This is a genomic window from Microbacterium sp. P26 (genome assembly GCF_023712585.1).
Taxonomy (GTDB): domain Bacteria; phylum Actinomycetota; class Actinomycetes; order Actinomycetales; family Microbacteriaceae; genus Microbacterium; species Microbacterium algihabitans_A.
In genome coordinates, this window is record NZ_JAMAXZ010000006.1 from 62,191 (window position 1) to 79,566 (window position 17,376).

Below are 17,376 nucleotides of genomic sequence, written 5' to 3' on the forward strand. Positions count from 1 at the left end.
GAACGCGCACCTCCGTTGCGCCTCCCCACCACCTTTGGAGCACGCCATGGCCGTCCGCGTCGATCTGAACATCTCGCTCGACGGGGTGGCGATGCCCGCCGACCCCACGCCCGAGAACCCGATGGGCGAGGACTGGGGGCGGCTCGTCGCCGACTACATGGCCACGAAGACGTTTCGCGAGCGCGTCTTCCGCGACACCTCCGGCGCGGGCACGACCGGCGTCGACGACCGCTACGCCGCCGGGTACTTCGAGGGCATCGGCGCCGAGGTCATGGGCGCGGCGATGTTCGGCCTGCACTCCTTCCCCGACGACCCCGACTGGCGCGGCTGGTGGGGTGACGAACCGCCGTTCGAGGTGCCGGTGATCGTGCTCACGCACCGCGAGCGCGCACCCATCACCTTCGCCAACGGCACGCGCTTCGAGTTCTCGTCGGAGAGCATCACGGATGCCGTGGCCCGGGCGGCCGATCTCGCGAACGGCGCGGACGTGCGGGTCGGCGGTGGCCTGTCGACGGTGCGCTCCGCGCTTGCTGCGGGTCTCGTCGACCGCCTGCACGTGGCCGTCCGACCCGTGATCCTCGGGCGCGGCGGGCGCCTCTGGGACGACCTGCGCAACCTCGACGAGGACTACACCGTCACCTCGGAGGTCGCCGAGAGCGGCGTCGTGCACGTCACCTTCGCACGGTGAGCGCGGAGAGCCCGATGGAGCAGCCCGTGAGCCCGCTCACGTGCCCCACGTGCGGCGACCCGCTGCGGTTCGAGATCCTCGACGACGAGAGGTTCCTCGTCGCGTGGTCGTGCGTGAACTGCGGGCTCATCCGCACGACCGAGCCGGTGTGAGCAGACCCCTCAGTTGATGATCTCGGCGCTCTCGTCGCACATCTCGGTGAGGCGATGGCGCCACCAGGCCAGGGTCTCGGGCGTGAGGCGAGTCCAGTCGTCACGCTCGGCGACGATGCGCAACGGAGCCGCCGAACGGAACGAGCGCGTCGGATTGCCGGGGAACTTCTTGTCGGTCACGTTCGGGTCGTCTTCGAACGGTCCCGTCGGCTCCACCTCGTAGACGCGCGGCGAGGCCTCACCCGGGATGATCTCGGCGGCGAGGCCCGCACCGTCGAGGCGCGAGGTGAAGTAGATGTGGTTCATCGTCACCTCGGGCCGGTAGTTCGACCGGAACCCGGGCGTCAGCAGATCGCCCACCCGCAGGTCAGCCTTGGTGCCGTGGAAGAACGGTCCCTCGTCGAGCGGTTCGGTCATGCAGACGAGTGTGTCAGCCCTCGATGCCGTTGATCATCTGCGTGATCTCGCGCTCGGTCTCGCGACCGATGTTGCGCTCCTCCATCTGCGAGGGCATGTCGCTGTCGTCGTCGACGGAAGGGTTCTCGAACGGCTGCTTCTGATCCTTTTCCATGGATCGATGCTCACACGCGGAAACGGTGACGGCGAGGGGCTTGCGCGTCAGCGATCGCCCCGCAGCGCGGCATCCGTCCACTCGACGCAGTCGACCTCTCCGCGGAACACCGCCTCTTCGCGCTGACGCAGTTCGACGCGGCGGATCTTGCCCGAGATGGTCTTGGGCAGCTCGAAGAACTCGACGCGGCGCACGCGCTGGAACGGGGCGAGCCGCTCGCGCGCGAAGCGCAGGATGTCGAGGGCGACGTCCTCACCCGCCTCGTGTCCGCCGGCGAGCACGATGTACGCCTTCGGTACGGCGAGGCGCAGCTCGTCGGGTGCGGGAACGACCGCGGCCTCCATGACCGCCGGATGCTCGATCAGCACGCTCTCGAGCTCGAACGGACTGATCTTGTAGTCCGACGCCTTGAAGACGTCATCGGTGCGGCCGATGTAGGTGATGCTGCCGGTCTCGTCACGTCGCGCGACGTCGCCGGTGTGGAAGAGCCCGTCGGCGAACGCCTCGGCGTTGCGCTCGGGGTCGCCCACGTACCCGGTCATGAGGTTGACGGGTCGCTCGGCGAGGTCGATGCAGATCTCGCCCTCGTCGGTGCGCTGCCCCGTCACCGGGTCGATGAGCACGACCGGGCATCCGGGCAGCGGCCGCCCCATGGAGCCCGGCACGAGCCCGACGCCGGGGGTGTTCGCGACCACCGCGGTCATCTCCGTCTGCCCGTATCCGTCGCGGATGTCGAGGCCCCACGCGCGCTGCACCGAGGCGATGACTTCGGGGTTGAGCGGCTCACCGGCCGACACCACCTCGCGCAGCGACCCGCGCCGCCCGGCCAGATCGGCCTGGATGAGCATGCGCCACACCGTCGGCGGCGCGCAGAAGGTCGTCACGCGGTCGTTCTCGAGTTCGGTCAGCAGACGATCCGCCGAGAAACGCGAGTAGTTCAGGGCGAGCACGGTCGCCCCGGCGATCCACGGGGCGAAGAACAGGCTCCACGCGTGCTTGGCCCACCCGGGCGAGCTGATCGCGAGGTGCACGTCGCCGGGCTGCAGGCCGAGCCAGTACATCGTCGTGAGGTGGCCCACCGGGTACGACGAGTGCGTGTGCTCGACGAGCTTGGGCTTCGAGGTCGTTCCCGAGGTGAAGTAGAGCAGCAGGCGCTCGTCGGCGGTGGTTCCCGGATGCCGAGCGGGTTCCGCCTCCGCGGCGAAGGCGTCCGAGTAGGTCGCCCACCCCGCGTGCGAACCGCCCACGACAATGCGACCGAGACCCTCGGGCAGGTCGTCGAACTTCTCGGCATCCGCCGCTCCGACGACGACGTGGCGGATCTCGGCGCGCGCGATGCGGTCGGCGAGGTCGACCGAGCCGAGCGCCGTCGTGGTCGGGGCGATGACGCCGCCGAGCTTCATGATGCCGAGCATCGCCTCCCACAGCTCGACCTGGTTGTCGAGCATGAGCAGCACGGTCTCGCCGCGGCGGACGCCCCGCGTCTCGAGCCACGCAGCGACCTGGTCGGAACGCCTCGAGAGTTCGTCGAAGGTGCGCTCGTGGTGCGTGCCGTCGTCGTCGACGACGATCAGCGCCGTGTCGCCGTTGCCGCGGGCCATCGGGTCGAACCAGTCGATCGCCCAGTTGAACGGCCCCTCGAACCGCGGCCACGAGAAGTCCGCGGCGGCGGCGGGGTCGGAGCGGACGACGAGAAGGTGGTCGCGAGCGGCGCGGTAGTGCTCGGTCGCGGACGCGGCGGTGGGGGTCATGGAGCTCCTTCGAACGCGTTCTACGCTAGCCCTCTCACCCCGGCATCGAGCGCGTCGAAAGCCCGGGCCCTGGCATCCGGAGCCGACAGGAAGACGTCGTGCAGCGCCCCGTCGATGCGCGTGATGGTGACGGTGCTCGAGATGCGGGTCGCGGCGCGGGCGATGTCATCGACGACGAGCACCGAGTCGGTCGCGCGCATCGCGTCGTTCCACGACAGGGCCGGAGTCGAACGCGCCGAGAGCAGAACGAGCGCCGGGCAGCCGACGTCGACTCCGGATGCCACCCGCGCATGCCCCGCGATGATCGCGGCGAGCCAGCCGGGGTGGGTCGGAAAGCCCTGCGCCGGGCGCCACCCCTCGGGGCTGTCGGGGAGGGTGCCGAGATCGCGCTGGGCGCGCGTGTAGAAGCCGAGGTCGACCACCGGATGGGTGCCGAGGGGGTCGAAGCGGGCGCGCGCCTGCACGATCGGCGCCAGGGCCTGGCGTGCGAGCGGACCGAGCTGCAGTTCGAGCCACGGACTGTTCAGCACGAGAGCGTCGGCGACGCCCGGATGCCGCGCGGCCCAGAGCGTGAGGGTGAGGCCTCCCGTGCTGTGGCCGAGGAGCACGAGGCGGCGCCCCTCGGCGGACGTGCCCATGACCTCGAGCGCGGCCGCGATGTCGGCGTCGTACACGTCGAGGGCGGCGACGTAGCCCGGCGCCTGGCCGGGCCGCAGACTCCGGCCGTACTTGCGCAGGTCGAGGGCGTGGAAGCGCGCCCCACGATCGGTGAAGAAGCGCGCGAGGTCGGTCTGGAAGAAGTAGTCCGACCACCCGTGCACGTACAGCACGTCGACCTCGCGCAGGGCGCCGAACAGCCGCGCGCCGGCGTGCGGACGGGAGCGGACGAGGGTCGCCACGACCTCGCCCTCGGCATCGCTGCCCAGCGGCAGCGTCTGCTGCTCGAACCCGTCGCCGAGGATGTCCGGTCGCCACTCCCCCATCTCCCCAGCCTACGGCGGGCGTTCTCGCGAGGCGCCGGCACGGCCAGCCCGTGCCGAACTCCGGAGATTTCGCGTCGAACGGGCCCGCGCAGCCGGTTTCCGTGGCTGCACCGGCCGAATCTCCGGAGTTCGGTACAGCCGCCCGCGTGAGAAGAGCCGCCCGCGTTGACACGACGGGGCGGCTCTTCAGCGGGGAGGATTACTCGCCGCGCGAGATCTTGATCATCTCGTCGCGGGGCACGACCTTGATGCGCGCGCGCTCGTGCGGGGCACCGAGGGCGACCTCGTGCGCGTCGAGGCGGTGCCAGCCGTCGAGGTCGGTCCAGCGCACGCCGCGTTCCTCGAGCAGAGCCGGAATGGCCTCTTCTTCGGGGTGCTCGGGGCGCCACCACTCCGCCTGGTCGTTGATGACGTGGCGCACCGTCTCCATGGCATCCGACTTGGTGTGGCCGATGAGACCGACCGGGCCGCGCTTGATCCAGCCGGTGGCGTAGACGCCGGGCAGCCGAGAATTCGAGTCGGCCGAGAGCACCTGACCCTCGTGGTTGGGGATGACGCCGTGCTGCTCGTCGAAGGGGACACCCTTCAGGGGCGAGCCGAAGTAGCCGACCGCGCGGTACAGCGCCTGGATGGGGACTTCGCGGATCTCGCCGGTGCCGACGACCCCGCCCTCGGCGTCGGGCGTGGTGCGCTCGTAGCGGAGGGCGGAGACCCGGCCCTCGTCGTCGGTGACGACCTCGAGCGGCTTCGCCCAGAAGTGCAGGTGCAGGCGGCGCGATGCCTCGCCACCGGCGTTGTTCACGCCCGGGCGGGTGCGCCACTGCTGCAGCACTCGGTCGATGACCTTGACCTGCTTGTTGGTCTCGATCGCGGTCTTCGACGCCTCGTCGTAGTCGAAGTCCTCGTCGTAGACGACCATGTCGACATCGCGCAGCTCGCCGAGTTCGCGCAGTTCGAGCGGAGTGAACTTCACCTGGGCGGGGCCGCGACGGCCGAAGACATGCACGTCGGTGACCGGCGAGGCCTTGAGCCCCCGGTACACGTTGTCGGGCACCTCGGTGGGCAGCAGGTCGTCGGCGTGCTTGGCCAGCATGCGGGTCACGTCGAGGGCGACGTTGCCGTTGCCGATCACGGCGACCGACTCGGCCTCGAGCGGCCACTCGCGCGGCACGTCGGGGTGGCCGTCGAACCAGCTGACGAAGTCGGCGGCGCCGTAGGAGCCCTTCGCGTCGATGCCGGGGATGTCGAGGTCGGCGTCGCGGATCGCACCGGTCGAGAAGATGACCGCGTTGTAGTGCTTCTTGAGGTCGTCGAGGGTGATGTCCTCACCGAAGCGCACGTTGCCGAAGATGCGGATGTCGCCGCGGTCGAGCACCTCGCGCAGTGCCGTGACGACACCCTTGATGCGCGGGTGGTCGGGGGCGACGCCGTAGCGGACGAGACCGTAGGGCGCGGGCAGCTGCTCGAACAGGTCGATGGAGACGTCGAACTGACGCTCGGACTTCAGCAGGATGTCGGCGGCGTAGATACCGGCGGGGCCGGCTCCGACGATGGCGAGGCGCAGCTTCGTCATGGGTTCCTCTCGATCGCGATCGGGGGGGGTGGAAAGGGTCAGGCCGAGCGGTCGGCCACGGCGCGGGCGAAGCGCGTCAGCGCCTCGCGCACAGCGCCGTCGGGAAGCGGCGCAAGGGCGTCGATCGCCTCTTGCGACCATTGGTGCGCGAGGCTCAGGGTCTCGTGCGTGGTCTCGTGGTCGCGCAGCTCGGCGAGAGCCGCGTCGAGGATCGACGGGTCGGCACCGGCGGCGATGCGCTCCTGCCCCTCGTCGATGCGCGCGCGCAGATCGGCGGATGCCGCGTCGGAGCGATGACCGAGAAGCAGGTACGGCATGGTGGGTACGCCCGCACGCAGGTCGGTGCCGGGCACTTTGCCCGTCTCGGACGGGTCTGGCGAGAGGTCGATCACGTCGTCGAGCAGCTGGAAGGCGACGCCCGCCTTCTCACCGAAGACGACCATCGGCTCTTCGAACTCCTCGGGTGCTCCCGAGTAGATGACCCCCGACTGCGCGGCCGCGGCGATCAGCGAACCGGTCTTGTCGGCGAGCACCTTGAGGTAGAAGTCGACGGGCTCGTCGCCCTCCTGCGGGCCCACGGTCTCGTGCATCTGCCCGAGCACGAGGCGCTCGAAGGTGTCGGCCTGCAGCTGGATCGCGCGCTCACCGCGGCGGGCCATCAGCTGGCTCGCACGGGCGAAGAGCAGGTCGCCGGTGAGGATGGCGATGTTGTTGCCCCAGACCGTCTGGGCGCTGGGGACGCCGCGGCGCTTGTCGGCGCCGTCCATGACGTCGTCGTGGTAGAGCGAACCGAGGTGCGTGAGCTCGAGCGCGGTGGCGACCTCGACGACCTCTTTCGTCGTGCCCTGGCCGAGCTGCGCGGTGAGGATCGCGAGCATGGGCCGCACGCGCTTGCCGCCGGCCTCGTAGAGGTAACGGGCGGTGACGTCGGCGAGCTTATCGGCGCTGCGCACCTCGCCCTCGAGCTCGCTCTCGACCCGGGCGAGCCCCGCCTCGACGGTGTTGAGGAGGGTGCGCGAACGCAGGCCTGCGAAGATGCGGTCGCTCAGGCCCATCTTGCCGGACAGGCGCGAGCCTGCCGCGTGCGGTCTCGGGGTCACGGTTTCAGCCTATCCTGGCGCGGTCGCGGGCCGTCGCGGGTATCTCGACGGCTTGACAGTGGGCTCAGACGCCCGGGTTGATCCCGCGGTGCAAGGCCACGATGCCGAACGTGAGGTTGCGGTACGCCACCTCGTCCCATCCCGCGTCGCGCATCCACTGCGCGAGCGTCGGCTGGTTGGGCCAGTCGCGGATCGACTCGTTGAGGTAGTCGTAGGCCTCGGCGTTGGAGCTGACGGCCTTGGCCACGACCGGCAGCACCCGGCCGTTGTAGAAGCGGTACAGGCTGTTGAAGGCGCGCGACTGCGGGTGCGAGAACTCGCACACGACGATGCGCCCGCCGGGGCGGGTGACGCGGCGGAGCTCTCGCAGCGCGCGACGGGGGTCGTTGACGTTGCGCAGGCCGAACGACATCGTCACCGCGTCGAACTCGCCGTCGGCGAAGGGCAGGTCGGTGGCATCCGCCTGCACGAACTCCAGGTTCGGGACGTCGCCGTGGCGGCGTCGGCCCTCGGCGATCATGCCCTTGGAGAAGTCGGCCGCGACCACGTGCGCCCCGCTCGGCACGAACGCCATCGACGAGGTGCCGGTGCCCGCGGCGAGGTCGAGGATGCGCTCCCCCCGCTGCGGCGCGACGGCGCGCAGGGTGGCGACGCGCCAGAAGCGGTCGTTGCCGAGGCTCAGCACCGAGTTGGTGCGGTCGTAGGCTGCCGCCACCTGGTCGAACATGCCGCTGACGCGCTGCGGGTCTTTACCGAGGTCGGCGCGGTTGGGGTCGCTGCTCACCCGTCGAGTCTAGGCGGGCTCCACCGCGTCGTCGCCGGGGCTTGCCAGAGCCGCGAGCCGGTGCAGCCAGGGCCCCGTGACCTCGTCGTTGAACGGGGCTTCGCGCTCGCGGACGCGACGTTCGAGGTCGCTCGCGGTGGCGTCGAGGTGCTGCACGATGTCGCTCGGGTACCCGTAGCGCACGCGGTGCTCGTCCCACTCGTCGCGGTCGTCGATCCACGTGCCGCGCTCGTCGGTGCGCCGCACGACGTCGAGGTCCATGTCGATGCCGCGGGGCACGCCGTCGTCGTGCCAGCGGATGTCCCACGCGAGGTCGATGTAGACCGCCACCGGGTGGGGGTCGGCGTTGTGCGTGAACGCCCAGTCGCCGCTCGCGGGTACGAGGGTCACGTTGGGCTGACGGCACACGAACTCGGCGCCCGGCCGGGCGCTGCGCCAGCCGACCTGCTGCCCGAACCACTCGCCCCAGGCGTCGGAGCCGAGGTAGACGCTGTCCTGCACCCAGTGCGGGGAGCCGTCCCATTTGCGCCACTCGAACATCAGCCGGGTGCCGGGTGCGGGTCGAGGATCCATGTTCGGAGTCTAAAACGCGCTCCGACGGGGGTCGGCGCATCCTCCTCCCGACACAACGCAGGATTTCCGCGGACTTCCCGTCTCCGAGGGAGCAGCGTGGGCCGGCTGACGGGACGATCTCCTGCGTCGTGCGCGCCCCGTCGCCTCGACGCCGAAGCATCCGGATGCCGCGCACCTCCGCGCCGGCGGGTGCGGGTCTACGCTGGCAGGCGTGCTGGAACCCGCGGATGACATCGTGCCGCGCCTGCGCGTGGTCACGCGCGAGCTGCCCCCCATGGACGACCTGCTCGCCTACACCACCCCCTACGACCCGCTGTTCTGGAGCCGTCGCGGGGAGTCGCTCGCGGCCTTCGGCGACCTGCTGACCCTGCGCTACACGGGCGCGCAGCCGGGCGACGCCACGATCTCCGAGCGGTGGCGCGCCATCGCCGCGGCCGCCGAGGTCGACGACCCGGTGCAGCTGCCCGGTTCGGGTCTGGTGGCGTTCGGCTCGTTCGTCTTCGACCCCGAGTCCGAACGCGAGAACGTGCTGCGCGTGCCGGGGATGATCGTCGGCCGCCACAGCGGACGGGCGTGGGTCACGCGGCTCGCCTTCGACGACACCCCCGACGAGCCCGAGCCCGAGCTGCCTCCCCGCTCGCCGTTCGGTCCGCACTGGTCGGCGACGCTGGGCCCGGGCCGCCAGACGGCGGAGAAGTATCAGGATGCCGTGCGCCAGGCGATCGAGGCGATCGGCCGACGCGAGGTGGGCAAGGTCGTGCTGGCCCGCGACATCACGGGCACGATCCCGGCGGGTTCCGACCTGCGCCGGCTCGTGCGGTCGTTGCTCGAGGGCTATCCCGACTGCTGGGTGTTTGCGGTCGACGGACTCATCGGGGCGAGCCCCGAGACGCTGGTGACGGTGTCGAACGGGACGGTTTCGGCACGCGTGCTCGCGGGGACCGTGGCGCGCGGCGGCGACGCCGACGCCGACGTGGCGGCGGCCATCGGCCTCACTCGCAGCACCAAGGATCAAGACGAGCATCGCTTCGCCGTGCAGAGCGTGCTGAAGGCGCTCGGCCCGCACACCTCGTCGCTCGCGGCCGAGGATCAGCCGTTCACACTGAAACTGCCGAACGTGTGGCACCTCGCCACCGACGTCGAAGCTGTGCTGAGCGAAGACGCCTCGTCGCTCGACCTGCTCGGGGTGCTCCACCCCACGGCCGCGGTGGCAGGGACTCCGACTCCGGCGGCGATGGACGTCATCCGCCGGCTCGAGCCCTTCGACCGGGGCCGCTACGCCGGCGCGGTCGGGTGGACGGCCGCCTCGGGCGACGGCGAGTGGGCGATCGCGCTGCGCTGCGCGCAGATCGACCGGTCCGCCCCCTCCTCGCCGACCGCGCCGATCACGGCCTACGCCGGCGCTGGAATTGTCGCCGACAGCGTGCCCGAGGCGGAGCTGCTCGAGACGCGGGTGAAGTTCCGCCCGATCGTCGAGGCACTCGCCTGAGTCAGGACTCGGCGAGTCGTTTCTTCTCGGCCTCGACGTCGTAGTCGGCCGCGGGCCACTGCGGGTCGATGTGCTCGAGGGCGTCGATGAGCAGGCGCTGCACCGCGAGGCGGGCGTACCACTTGCGATCGGCGGGGACCACGTGCCAGGGCGCCAGGGGCGTCGAGGTGCGCTCGATCGCCACCTGGTAGGCGTCCATGTACGAGTCCCACAGTTCGCGCTCGTCGACGTCGCCCGGGTTGTACTTCCAGTGCTTGTCGGGGCGGTCGAGGCGTTCGGCCAGGCGCTCGCGCTGCTCGTCCTTCGAGATGTGCAGCATGACCTTGACCACGCGGATGCCCATCTCGGCGGCCTGCGCCTCGAACGCCACGATGGCGCCGTAGCGCCGCTCGATCTCGTCGGCGGGGGCGAGCGAGCGCACCCGGCCGATGAGCACGTCCTCGTAGTGCGAGCGGTCGAAGACGCCGATGCGCCCGGCATCCGGCAGCCTCTTCTCGATGCGCCAGAGGAAGTCGTGGGCCAGCTCTTCGGCGGTCGGCTTCTTGAACGAGGCGAGCTCGACGCCCTGCGGGTCGACCGCCCCCACGACGTGGCGGACGATGCCGCCCTTGCCCGCGGTGTCCATCGCCTGCAGCACGAGCAGCACCGATCCGGTCGCCGTGCCCGCGATGCTCTGCGCGAAGAGGCGCTCCTGCAGAGCCTCGAGCGGGGCGCGACCGGCCTCGAAATCCGCTTTCCCGTCGTCCTTGTCACCGTCGTATCCCGGGGTCGAGCGGGTGTCGATGTCGGCGAGGCGGAACCCGGGCTCGACGCTCAGGGCGGTGGCGGCGGGCGTGGACCAGCGGTTCTTCGAGCTCATGGGGTCATGCTGCCGCGGCATCCGGGATCATCGCCACCCGTTGACGGACCGGACTCAGCGCGGAAGGGGGACCTCGATGAGCTGCCGACCACCGGTGGGGGCGGTGAGCACCTGGTCGAGCGCGACGCGCGTGGTGCAGCGGTGGTACTCCCAGCCGAACGCGAGGGCGAGCTGCTCGAGGCGTGCGGTGTGCGGGGTGTACTGCACGCGCGACATGGCGTCGTCTCCTGCGACCGAGGCGACCTCGAGTCCATCGAAGATCGTGCCGCCGCCGTCGTTGCCGACCACGACCTGCAGGCGCGGCTCGTGCTCGCCGGGGGGAAGCATCAGGGCACCCATGTCGTGAAGGAAGGCGAGATCGCCGAGCAGCAGACGGGTGACGCCGGGCCGATCGTCAACCTGGCTCGCGAGGGCGATCCCTGTCGCGGTCGCGATGGTGCCGTCGATGCCCGCAAGCCCCCGGTTGGAGTGCACCGCGACCTTCTTGCCGCCCAGCATTTCGTCGGCGACGCGCACGATGCGCGACGACCCGAACACGAGCCGGTCGTGCGGCCAGCTCGCGCGCCAGAGGGCGTCGACGAGAGCGGCGCGATCGACGGGGGCGCGCATCACCTCGACCTCGGCGTTCAAGGCACCCAGACGCTCGTGCGGCACGGCCGAGGCGAGGCCGTCGGCGTCGGGGGCGGGCGGAGACAGATCCACCAGGTGCGCGCGCGAGGCGCGCATCCATGCCCCGAGCCACTCCCGATCGGGGGTCCCCTCGCCGACGCGCACCGCGTCGACCGCGACCGTCGATCCGTTGAGGTTGATGGGTTCACCGGGCCCGCGCACGGCGAGCACCTCGGCGTCGTCGCGCATGAGCAGGCGCGTCACCTGGCGACTGAGGGTGGGCCGGCCGAACACCACGACGCGTTCGATGCGTCCGCCGAGCTCGGGGTCATCGAGCAGGGCCCGGTAGCCGTGCACGATCTGGCGACCGAAGCGCGCGCCGCTGACGATCTCGGCGACCAGCGGGAAGCCGCCGTCGTGGGCGAACTGCTCGGCGGCCGCTCCCGCATCGGCGCCGGCGACGACGATGGTGCGCAGACCGAGTTCGACGGGGTGAGGACCCTCGGCGTCGGGCGCGACGTCGGCTTCTCCGATGCCCCCGCCGCCCTGGTACAGCGCACCGGATCCGTCGTCCTCACCGGAGTCGTCGGCCGCGACGGCTTCGGCGATGATCCCGGATGCCGCCCGCTCCGCCAGCCACGACGGAGACGCACCCGCCAGGGGTTCGCGGAAGGGGACGTTCAGGTGCACGGGCCCGGCCGCGCGGGAGCCCTCGCCGAGGGCGGCGGCGAGAGTGTCGGCAGCGACCGCGTCGAGGGCGAGGCTCTGCTCGCTCGACCCGTCGTCGTCGACGAGCTCGGGCACGGCCAGATCGGCCTCGAAGCGCACGGCGGAGCGGAAGAGCCCGGGCTGACGAGTGGTCTGATTGGCTCCGACGCCGCGGAGCTCGGGCGGACGGTCGGCGGTGAGCAGTACGAGCGGCACCCCCGCGTGGTGGGCCTCCAGCACGGCGGGCGACAGGTTGGCCACCGCGGTGCCCGAGGTGCAGATGACCGCGGCCGGGACCCCGGTCTCACGGCCGATGCCGAGGGCGGTGAAACCGGCGACGCGTTCGTCGATGCGCACGTGCAGCTCGATGAGGCCGGCGCGCTCCAGCTCAGCCGCGACGAGGGCCAGGGCCTGCGAGCGCGAGCCCGGGCTGACCACGACGTGGCGCACGCCGCGCGAGACGAGGCCGGCGAGCAGGGCCGACGCGGCGTCGGTGGCGGGCGCGGCGGAACGCGCGGTGTCGGGGGCCACGACTCAGCCGACGGCGCCGCGCTGACCGCGGGTGTCGTCGTCGCCGGTTCCGGGGGTGCCGGGGGTTCCGGAGCCCTTCTCGGGCGTCTCGTCCGTGCCGGTCGCCTTCTGGGGCGGGGTCGGATCGTCAGCCTCGGAGTCGAGCTGCGCCAGCTCCTCCTCGAGACGGCGGATGCGCTCGTCCTGCTCGGCACGGGCCGAGGCGGTCATGCGACCGAGGAACTCGGGATCGTCGTCGGGGGCGCGACGCACGACGTTGTTGGTCGCGCGTCCCCGGCCGATCAGGAACCAGAGGATGCCGCCGAGGACGGGGAGCAGGATGACGATCGCCAGCCACGCGGGCTTGTTCACGCCGCGGTGGCGGGACGGATTCTGCACGGCGCAATCCACGATCGTGTAGACCCAGAAGACGGTCGCCACGAGCGCCAAGATGAGAAGCAACCGTGCCATGTCCCGAGTCTACGTGCGTCGGCTGAACAGCGGCCCGGAGTCGGCGGTCCACTTCGCCGTCGAACGACCCGGACTCGGGCGCGGAGCCTCCGCCGTAGAATCGGAGGATGCGTGCTCGTTCGGCCCTCGTCTACACGGTCCTGCGACTTCTCGCCTTCCTCGTGCCCCTCGGCATCCTGCTGCTGTTCCCGGTGTTCCAGGAACTGCCGTGGCTCGCGGCGATCTTCGCCGCCCTGATCGGCTTCAGCCTGTCGCTGCTGTTCCTGCGCCGCCCGCTCGACAAGGTCACCGGCGGTCTCGCCGAGCGACGCGCCCAGCGCACCGCCACAGGCCGCCGCACCGGAGCCGAGAGCGACGCCGACGCCGAAGACGCGGTCGTCGACAGAGACCTGCGCGACTGATCACACCTCCCGCGTGACGGCAAACCGGCTGAACGACGTCGTGCGAATCAGCGGGGGTGCCCAACCCCTAGATAGCGACGTCGAGAGCGCCGGGCGGGGTAGGTGATGCGCGGCGCACGGAGGGTGAAGCGCCGGGCCTGCGGCGACAGATGAACCGCCGAGCCGAGACACCTTCCTGCCGGGAAGGCCGAGTCATTTCACCCGCGGACGCGCCTCGAGAGAAGCGCCCGCCGCTGCCCTTCCCTCCATGAGCATGTATACAGGCGCGCTTTTCGGAGCGCCACACGGAGTATCGCAACCTGCCGCTCCCGGAGAGATTGGACACCGTATGCAGGACGAATGCCACACGCCCCGCAGCCCGCACGTCGGCACGCCGAGTCGCCGTGCAGTCATCACCGCGGCCGCCTGGACTGTTCCCGCCGTCACTCTCGCCGCAACGAGCCCCGCTTTCGCCAACTCGCCGCACGCCCGCAAGACGACGACGCTGATGACGCCGGGCATGCGGGTGCCGGCGTCGGGCAACGTCACGGTCACCGCGACGGTGCTCGACTCCGGCGGGGCTGCGGTAGCGGGTGAGGCGGTGTCGTTCACCGGCCCGAGCGGCGCGACCTTCTCTCCGTCATCCACCACGACGGACTCCGCCGGCATTGCGACGACGACTCTCGATCTCCGGGATCGATGGGCCACCCCCGGTTCCACAGCGACCGTCGCGGCAACGGCAGGTGGCGAGACCATCACGCAGGGCTTCTCGGTACTGGGCTCGAACGTCCTCGTCTTCGGAAAGGGATTCACCTCGACACCTGAGCAGACGGAACTCGTCTTCCCCTCCCCCGTGAAGCAGATCGCTGCTGGCACGTATAGCGACGCCGACCCCTACAACCACTTGGAGATGTCTCTCTTCTCCGTCGCGCTCCTTCAAGACGGAACGGTCTGGACGAAGGGAACGAACGAAACCGGGCAGCTCGGCGATGGAACCAAGACCAACCGGTCGACCTGGGCGCAAGTCGAGGGGCTGTCGCCAGTCATTCAGATCGCGGCAGGTTGGGCTCGAGTCGTGGTGTTGCACGCAAATGGAACAGTGAGCAACTGGGGCAAGTGCAACGGCCCGAACGGCCCTGTGGATCAGCTCACGCCGGTCAAGGTACCGGGTCTCACCACTGTGAAGCAGATCGCGCACTCCCCCGGCCTCGAGGCGCAATACTCGGGTTGCTCCTTCGCCCTACTCACCGATGGTTCCGTCAAAGCGTGGGGAACGAATATGTACGGCAACGCCGGAACCGGAATCGTCGGATCGAATCCTTGGAACACGCCGACACAGGTCGCGGGTCTCACCTCTGGCGTCGCGCAAGTGGGTGCCGGAGGCGTTCACGCTGGCGCCGTTCTCTCCGATGGAACGGTCCGGACATGGGGGAACGGCGGGAGCGGCCAGCTGGGAAACGGCGCCACGGGCGAGAGGTGGAGTCCGGGAACCGTGACCGGGATCAGCGGACAGAGTGCCCTCCTCGCAGGCGGAGTGGACAACACGTACGTGTTGATGTCCGACGGTTCTGTCCGCAGCTCGGGAGCCTCGCAGAACTCGGACGGCGGCGAGACGACGACCTTTGACGTCGTACCGGGCCTCACCTCGGGAGTCGTGCAGATCTCCGTCACGAACAACACCGGACACGCCCTCATGGACGACGGCTCGATCCGCGCCTGGGGGTTCAATGGTGACGGTCAGCTCGGCAACGGCACGACCACCGACCAACGCCCTGCGATCACTCTCACGACCATCCCCGCTGGTCGCGCGGTCAGCCGTCTCGCGGAACCCTCCGCCGCCGCCCGGACCACCTACCTCGTTCTCGCGACCTGAGAACGAGGTAACAGCCTGTCGGGCGCAAGCGCGTGGCGTTGGAAGTTTCGCGCGCCATCCGCTTCGCTCATGGATCGCGCTGCGTTCCCCGTTCCCGTGCCGCGCGTCCGGGCGCAACAGGTCGTGAAGGCCGACACCCGCTGAACCTCAGCCCGCCACGAACGCCCAGAACAGCAGGGCGCCGTACGCGACCGAGGTGAAGCTCGTGACCTGCAGCGCGGTGATGAGCTCGCGCGGAGTGCGGTAGGTCCAGACGATGAGGATCGCCGCGAGTCCGCCCAGCAATGCGATGAGCGTGAGCCACGCGACCGGGTAGAACACGGCGAGGAACACCGCGATCGCGAACGGGATCAGCACGAAGAGCGTGAAGAGCACCTGCGTCGCGCGGCGCCCGATGAGCACCGACAGCGTGCGCTTACCCGCGAGACGGTCCTGGTCGATGTCCCGCAGGTTGTTGGCGAGCAGCACGGCGCAGGCGAGGAGTCCCGCGGCGACCGCGCCGAACCAGGCCTCCTGGGGGAGGGAGAGCACCTGCAGCCAGGTCGTGCCGAGGGTGGCGACCAGGCCGAAGAAGACGAAGACGAAGATCTCGCCCATCGCGTTGTAGCCGTAGGGTCGCTTGCCGCCGGTATAGAACCAGGCCGCGACGATGCAGAGCGCGCCGACGAGGATGAGCCACCACTGACCCGTGCGGATCACGAGGGCGAGACCGATGGCCGCGGCGAGCGCGAAGAACCCCAGAGCGACGACGAGCACCGTCCGCGGCTTGGCCTTCTTCCCCCCGGTCAGTCGTCCCGGGCCCACGCGCACGTCGTCGGTACCGCGGATGCCGTCGGAGTAGTCGTTGGCGTAGTTGACGCCGATCTGCAGCGCGAAGGCGACGGCGAGGCACGCGAGAGCGATCACCCCGTGCAGCTGATCGTCGACCAGCGTCGCAGCCCCCGTGCCGATCAGCACCGGGGTGATGGCCAGCGGCAACGTGCGCAGGCGCGCGGCGGCGATCCAGTCGCGCGCGGTCGCCTTGGCGACGGCCTGCGGGGCGCCGCTCTTCGGCTTCTGCGGATTGCCGCCGGGATGACGCTTCTTGGCGGTGTTCGAACGCTTACGGGAGGGAGCTGCCACGGAGGCTCATCCTAATCCCGCGCGCCGGTCTCACCGGTCTCGGCCAGACGCCGAAGCGCCGCGCGGTCGGGCTTTCCGGAGGTCAGGGTCGGCAGTTCGTCGACGGCGATGACCCGTGCCGGACGCGCGGGAGCGCCCACCGCCTCGCCGACCGCCCGGCGCACGCGTTCGAGCACCTCGCTCTCGTCGACGCCGGAGAGCCCGGGGATGACCACGGCGGATCCCTGGCCCCAGGTGGCATCCGGGATCGGCACCACCACGGCGGATTCGAGACCCCGGATGCCGCGCACCGCAGCCTCAACGCGATCGAGCGACACGTTGACCCCGCCCGAGACGATGACGTTGTCGAGGCGTCCCGTCACGTGCAGCACCCCGTCGACGATCTCTCCCCCGTCGCCGGTGCGGTACCAGCGCGTGCCGTCGGCCCCGACGGGGAAGACGGAGGCCGTGCGCGCCGGGTCGTCGACATAGCCGTCGGCGAGCGTGGGGCCCGACAGCTGCACCTCGCCCGCGACGATGCGCATGCCGACGCCGTCGAGCGGGACGCCGTCGTAGACGCACCCGCCGCTCGTCTCGCTCGATCCGTAGGTGCGGACGATCCGCGCCCCGACCTCTGCGGCGCGCTCCCGCACCGCGGGAGCGAGGGCCTGCCCGCCGATGAGGATCGCCTCGAACGACCGCAGGGCGTGGGCGACCGTGTCGTCATGCTCGGCGGCGTCGAGCAGGCGCTGCAGTTGGGCGGGGACGAGCGAGGTGTAGGTCGGAACCCGTGCGCCGTCGAGGTGCGAGGCCATGCCGAGGGCCGCCGCCGCGAACGGCTCGGGGCGGAAGGGCCCCGCCACCACCGCGGGCTCGCGATCGGCGAGCAGCGCGCGCACGATCACCTGCACGCCCGCGACGTAGGTCGCCGGCACCGCGAGCAGCCAGGCCCCCTCGCCGAGGCGCGCGGCCGTCGCGTACGCGCTGCTGATCAGGGCGTTACGCGAGATCATCACCGACTTCGGCACGCCCGTCGAACCCGACGTGGTCACCACCGCGGCAGTGCCCGCGGGAGCCTCGCGCGGCGCTGCGTCACCCCCGAGGGCGACGGCGGGCCCGGCCCCGAGCACGGCTGCGCGCAGGGCGCGGAGCACGTCGCGGGGATCCCCGGATGCCGGCGGCTCGAGCCTCACGCGTGCGA

Annotated in this window: 18 protein-coding genes; 5 read left to right on the top strand and 13 right to left on the bottom strand. The window is 70.8% G+C overall.

Annotated elements, in window-relative coordinates; all coding sequences use genetic code 11:
• Window positions 1–46 precede the first annotated feature (46 nt).
• Together M3667_RS12215 and M3667_RS12220 are read left to right on the top strand one after the other, a co-directional pair.
• Entirely contained in the window at window positions 47–688 is a 642-nt protein-coding gene (locus M3667_RS12215) for a dihydrofolate reductase family protein (RefSeq protein WP_251508370.1), read from the top strand.
• Window positions 685–840, top strand: a complete 156-nt coding sequence (locus M3667_RS12220) for a hypothetical protein (protein WP_251508371.1) — start codon at window positions 685–687, stop codon at window positions 838–840. The genes M3667_RS12215 and M3667_RS12220 overlap by 4 nt, the downstream gene beginning before the upstream one ends.
• Before the next feature lie 9 nt (window positions 841–849).
• Here M3667_RS12220 and arr read toward each other — a convergent pair whose 3' ends face one another.
• The 8 genes from arr to M3667_RS12260 all read right to left on the bottom strand — a co-directional run bounded on the left by arr (window position 850) and on the right by M3667_RS12260 (window position 8,175).
• Window positions 850–1,257, bottom strand: coding sequence for an NAD(+)--rifampin ADP-ribosyltransferase (gene arr, locus M3667_RS12225; protein WP_251508372.1), 408 nt, complete (start codon window positions 1,255–1,257; stop codon window positions 850–852).
• Between the two features lie 13 nt (window positions 1,258–1,270).
• Window positions 1,271–1,411 (bottom strand): hypothetical protein, encoded by a 141-nt coding sequence (locus M3667_RS12230; RefSeq protein WP_251508373.1) that lies wholly within the window; start codon window positions 1,409–1,411, stop codon window positions 1,271–1,273.
• A 47-nt stretch (window positions 1,412–1,458) separates the two neighbouring features.
• On the bottom strand, window positions 1,459–3,162 hold the full coding sequence (locus tag M3667_RS12235) for an AMP-binding protein (protein ID WP_251508374.1): 1,704 nt from the start codon (window positions 3,160–3,162) through the stop codon (window positions 1,459–1,461).
• A 20-nt stretch (window positions 3,163–3,182) separates the two neighbouring features.
• Complete coding sequence (locus M3667_RS12240; RefSeq protein WP_251508375.1) at window positions 3,183–4,145, bottom strand: alpha/beta hydrolase; 963 nt, start codon at window positions 4,143–4,145, stop codon at window positions 3,183–3,185.
• 199 nt (window positions 4,146–4,344) lie between these two features.
• On the bottom strand, window positions 4,345–5,718 hold the full coding sequence (locus M3667_RS12245; protein ID WP_251508376.1) for an FAD-dependent oxidoreductase: 1,374 nt from the start codon (window positions 5,716–5,718) through the stop codon (window positions 4,345–4,347).
• Between the two features lie 38 nt (window positions 5,719–5,756).
• Window positions 5,757–6,773 (bottom strand): polyprenyl synthetase family protein, encoded by a 1,017-nt coding sequence (locus tag M3667_RS12250; protein ID WP_251508619.1) that lies wholly within the window; start codon window positions 6,771–6,773, stop codon window positions 5,757–5,759.
• Between the two features lie 109 nt (window positions 6,774–6,882).
• Window positions 6,883–7,602 (bottom strand): demethylmenaquinone methyltransferase, encoded by a 720-nt coding sequence (locus tag M3667_RS12255; RefSeq protein ID WP_144832493.1) that lies wholly within the window; start codon window positions 7,600–7,602, stop codon window positions 6,883–6,885.
• Between the two features lie 9 nt (window positions 7,603–7,611).
• Window positions 7,612–8,175, bottom strand: coding sequence for a DUF402 domain-containing protein (locus M3667_RS12260; protein WP_154097300.1), 564 nt, complete (start codon window positions 8,173–8,175; stop codon window positions 7,612–7,614).
• A gap of 274 nt (window positions 8,176–8,449) precedes the next feature.
• Here M3667_RS12260 and M3667_RS12265 point away from each other — a divergent pair, with 274 nt between their 5' ends.
• Complete coding sequence (locus tag M3667_RS12265; protein ID WP_251508620.1) at window positions 8,450–9,664, top strand: isochorismate synthase MenF; 1,215 nt, start codon at window positions 8,450–8,452, stop codon at window positions 9,662–9,664.
• A gap of 1 nt (window position 9,665) precedes the next feature.
• Here M3667_RS12265 and M3667_RS12270 read toward each other — a convergent pair whose 3' ends face one another.
• The 3 genes from M3667_RS12270 to M3667_RS12280 are packed head-to-tail and all read right to left on the bottom strand — an operon-like array spanning window position 9,666 to window position 12,821.
• Window positions 9,666–10,523, bottom strand: a complete 858-nt coding sequence (locus M3667_RS12270; protein ID WP_251508377.1) for a PPK2 family polyphosphate kinase — start codon at window positions 10,521–10,523, stop codon at window positions 9,666–9,668.
• 54 nt (window positions 10,524–10,577) lie between these two features.
• The gene (gene menD, locus M3667_RS12275) at window positions 10,578–12,371 is read right to left on the bottom strand and encodes a 2-succinyl-5-enolpyruvyl-6-hydroxy-3-cyclohexene-1-carboxylic-acid synthase (RefSeq protein ID WP_251508378.1); all 1,794 of its coding nucleotides are present in this window, start codon (window positions 12,369–12,371) and stop codon (window positions 10,578–10,580) included.
• Window positions 12,372–12,374: 3 nt separating this feature from the next.
• Entirely contained in the window at window positions 12,375–12,821 is a 447-nt protein-coding gene (locus M3667_RS12280; RefSeq protein WP_251508379.1) for a PLDc N-terminal domain-containing protein, read from the bottom strand.
• Window positions 12,822–12,928: 107 nt separating this feature from the next.
• Between M3667_RS12280 and M3667_RS12285 the strand changes: the two genes are divergently transcribed.
• On the top strand, window positions 12,929–13,222 hold the full coding sequence (locus M3667_RS12285) for a DUF4229 domain-containing protein (protein WP_251508380.1): 294 nt from the start codon (window positions 12,929–12,931) through the stop codon (window positions 13,220–13,222).
• A 499-nt stretch (window positions 13,223–13,721) separates the two neighbouring features.
• Window positions 13,722–15,074, top strand: coding sequence for an Ig-like domain-containing protein (locus tag M3667_RS12290; RefSeq protein ID WP_285837742.1), 1,353 nt, complete (start codon window positions 13,722–13,724; stop codon window positions 15,072–15,074).
• A gap of 147 nt (window positions 15,075–15,221) precedes the next feature.
• Here the strand turns inward: M3667_RS12290 and M3667_RS12295 are convergent, their stop codons facing one another.
• Window positions 15,222–16,196: a 1,4-dihydroxy-2-naphthoate polyprenyltransferase gene (locus tag M3667_RS12295; RefSeq protein ID WP_251508382.1), complete on the bottom strand. Its 975-nt coding sequence runs from the start codon at window positions 16,194–16,196 to the stop codon at window positions 15,222–15,224.
• Between the two features lie 11 nt (window positions 16,197–16,207).
• Window positions 16,208–17,368: an AMP-binding protein gene (locus M3667_RS12300; RefSeq protein ID WP_251508383.1), complete on the bottom strand. Its 1,161-nt coding sequence runs from the start codon at window positions 17,366–17,368 to the stop codon at window positions 16,208–16,210.
• Between the last annotated feature and the right edge of the window lie 8 nt (window positions 17,369–17,376).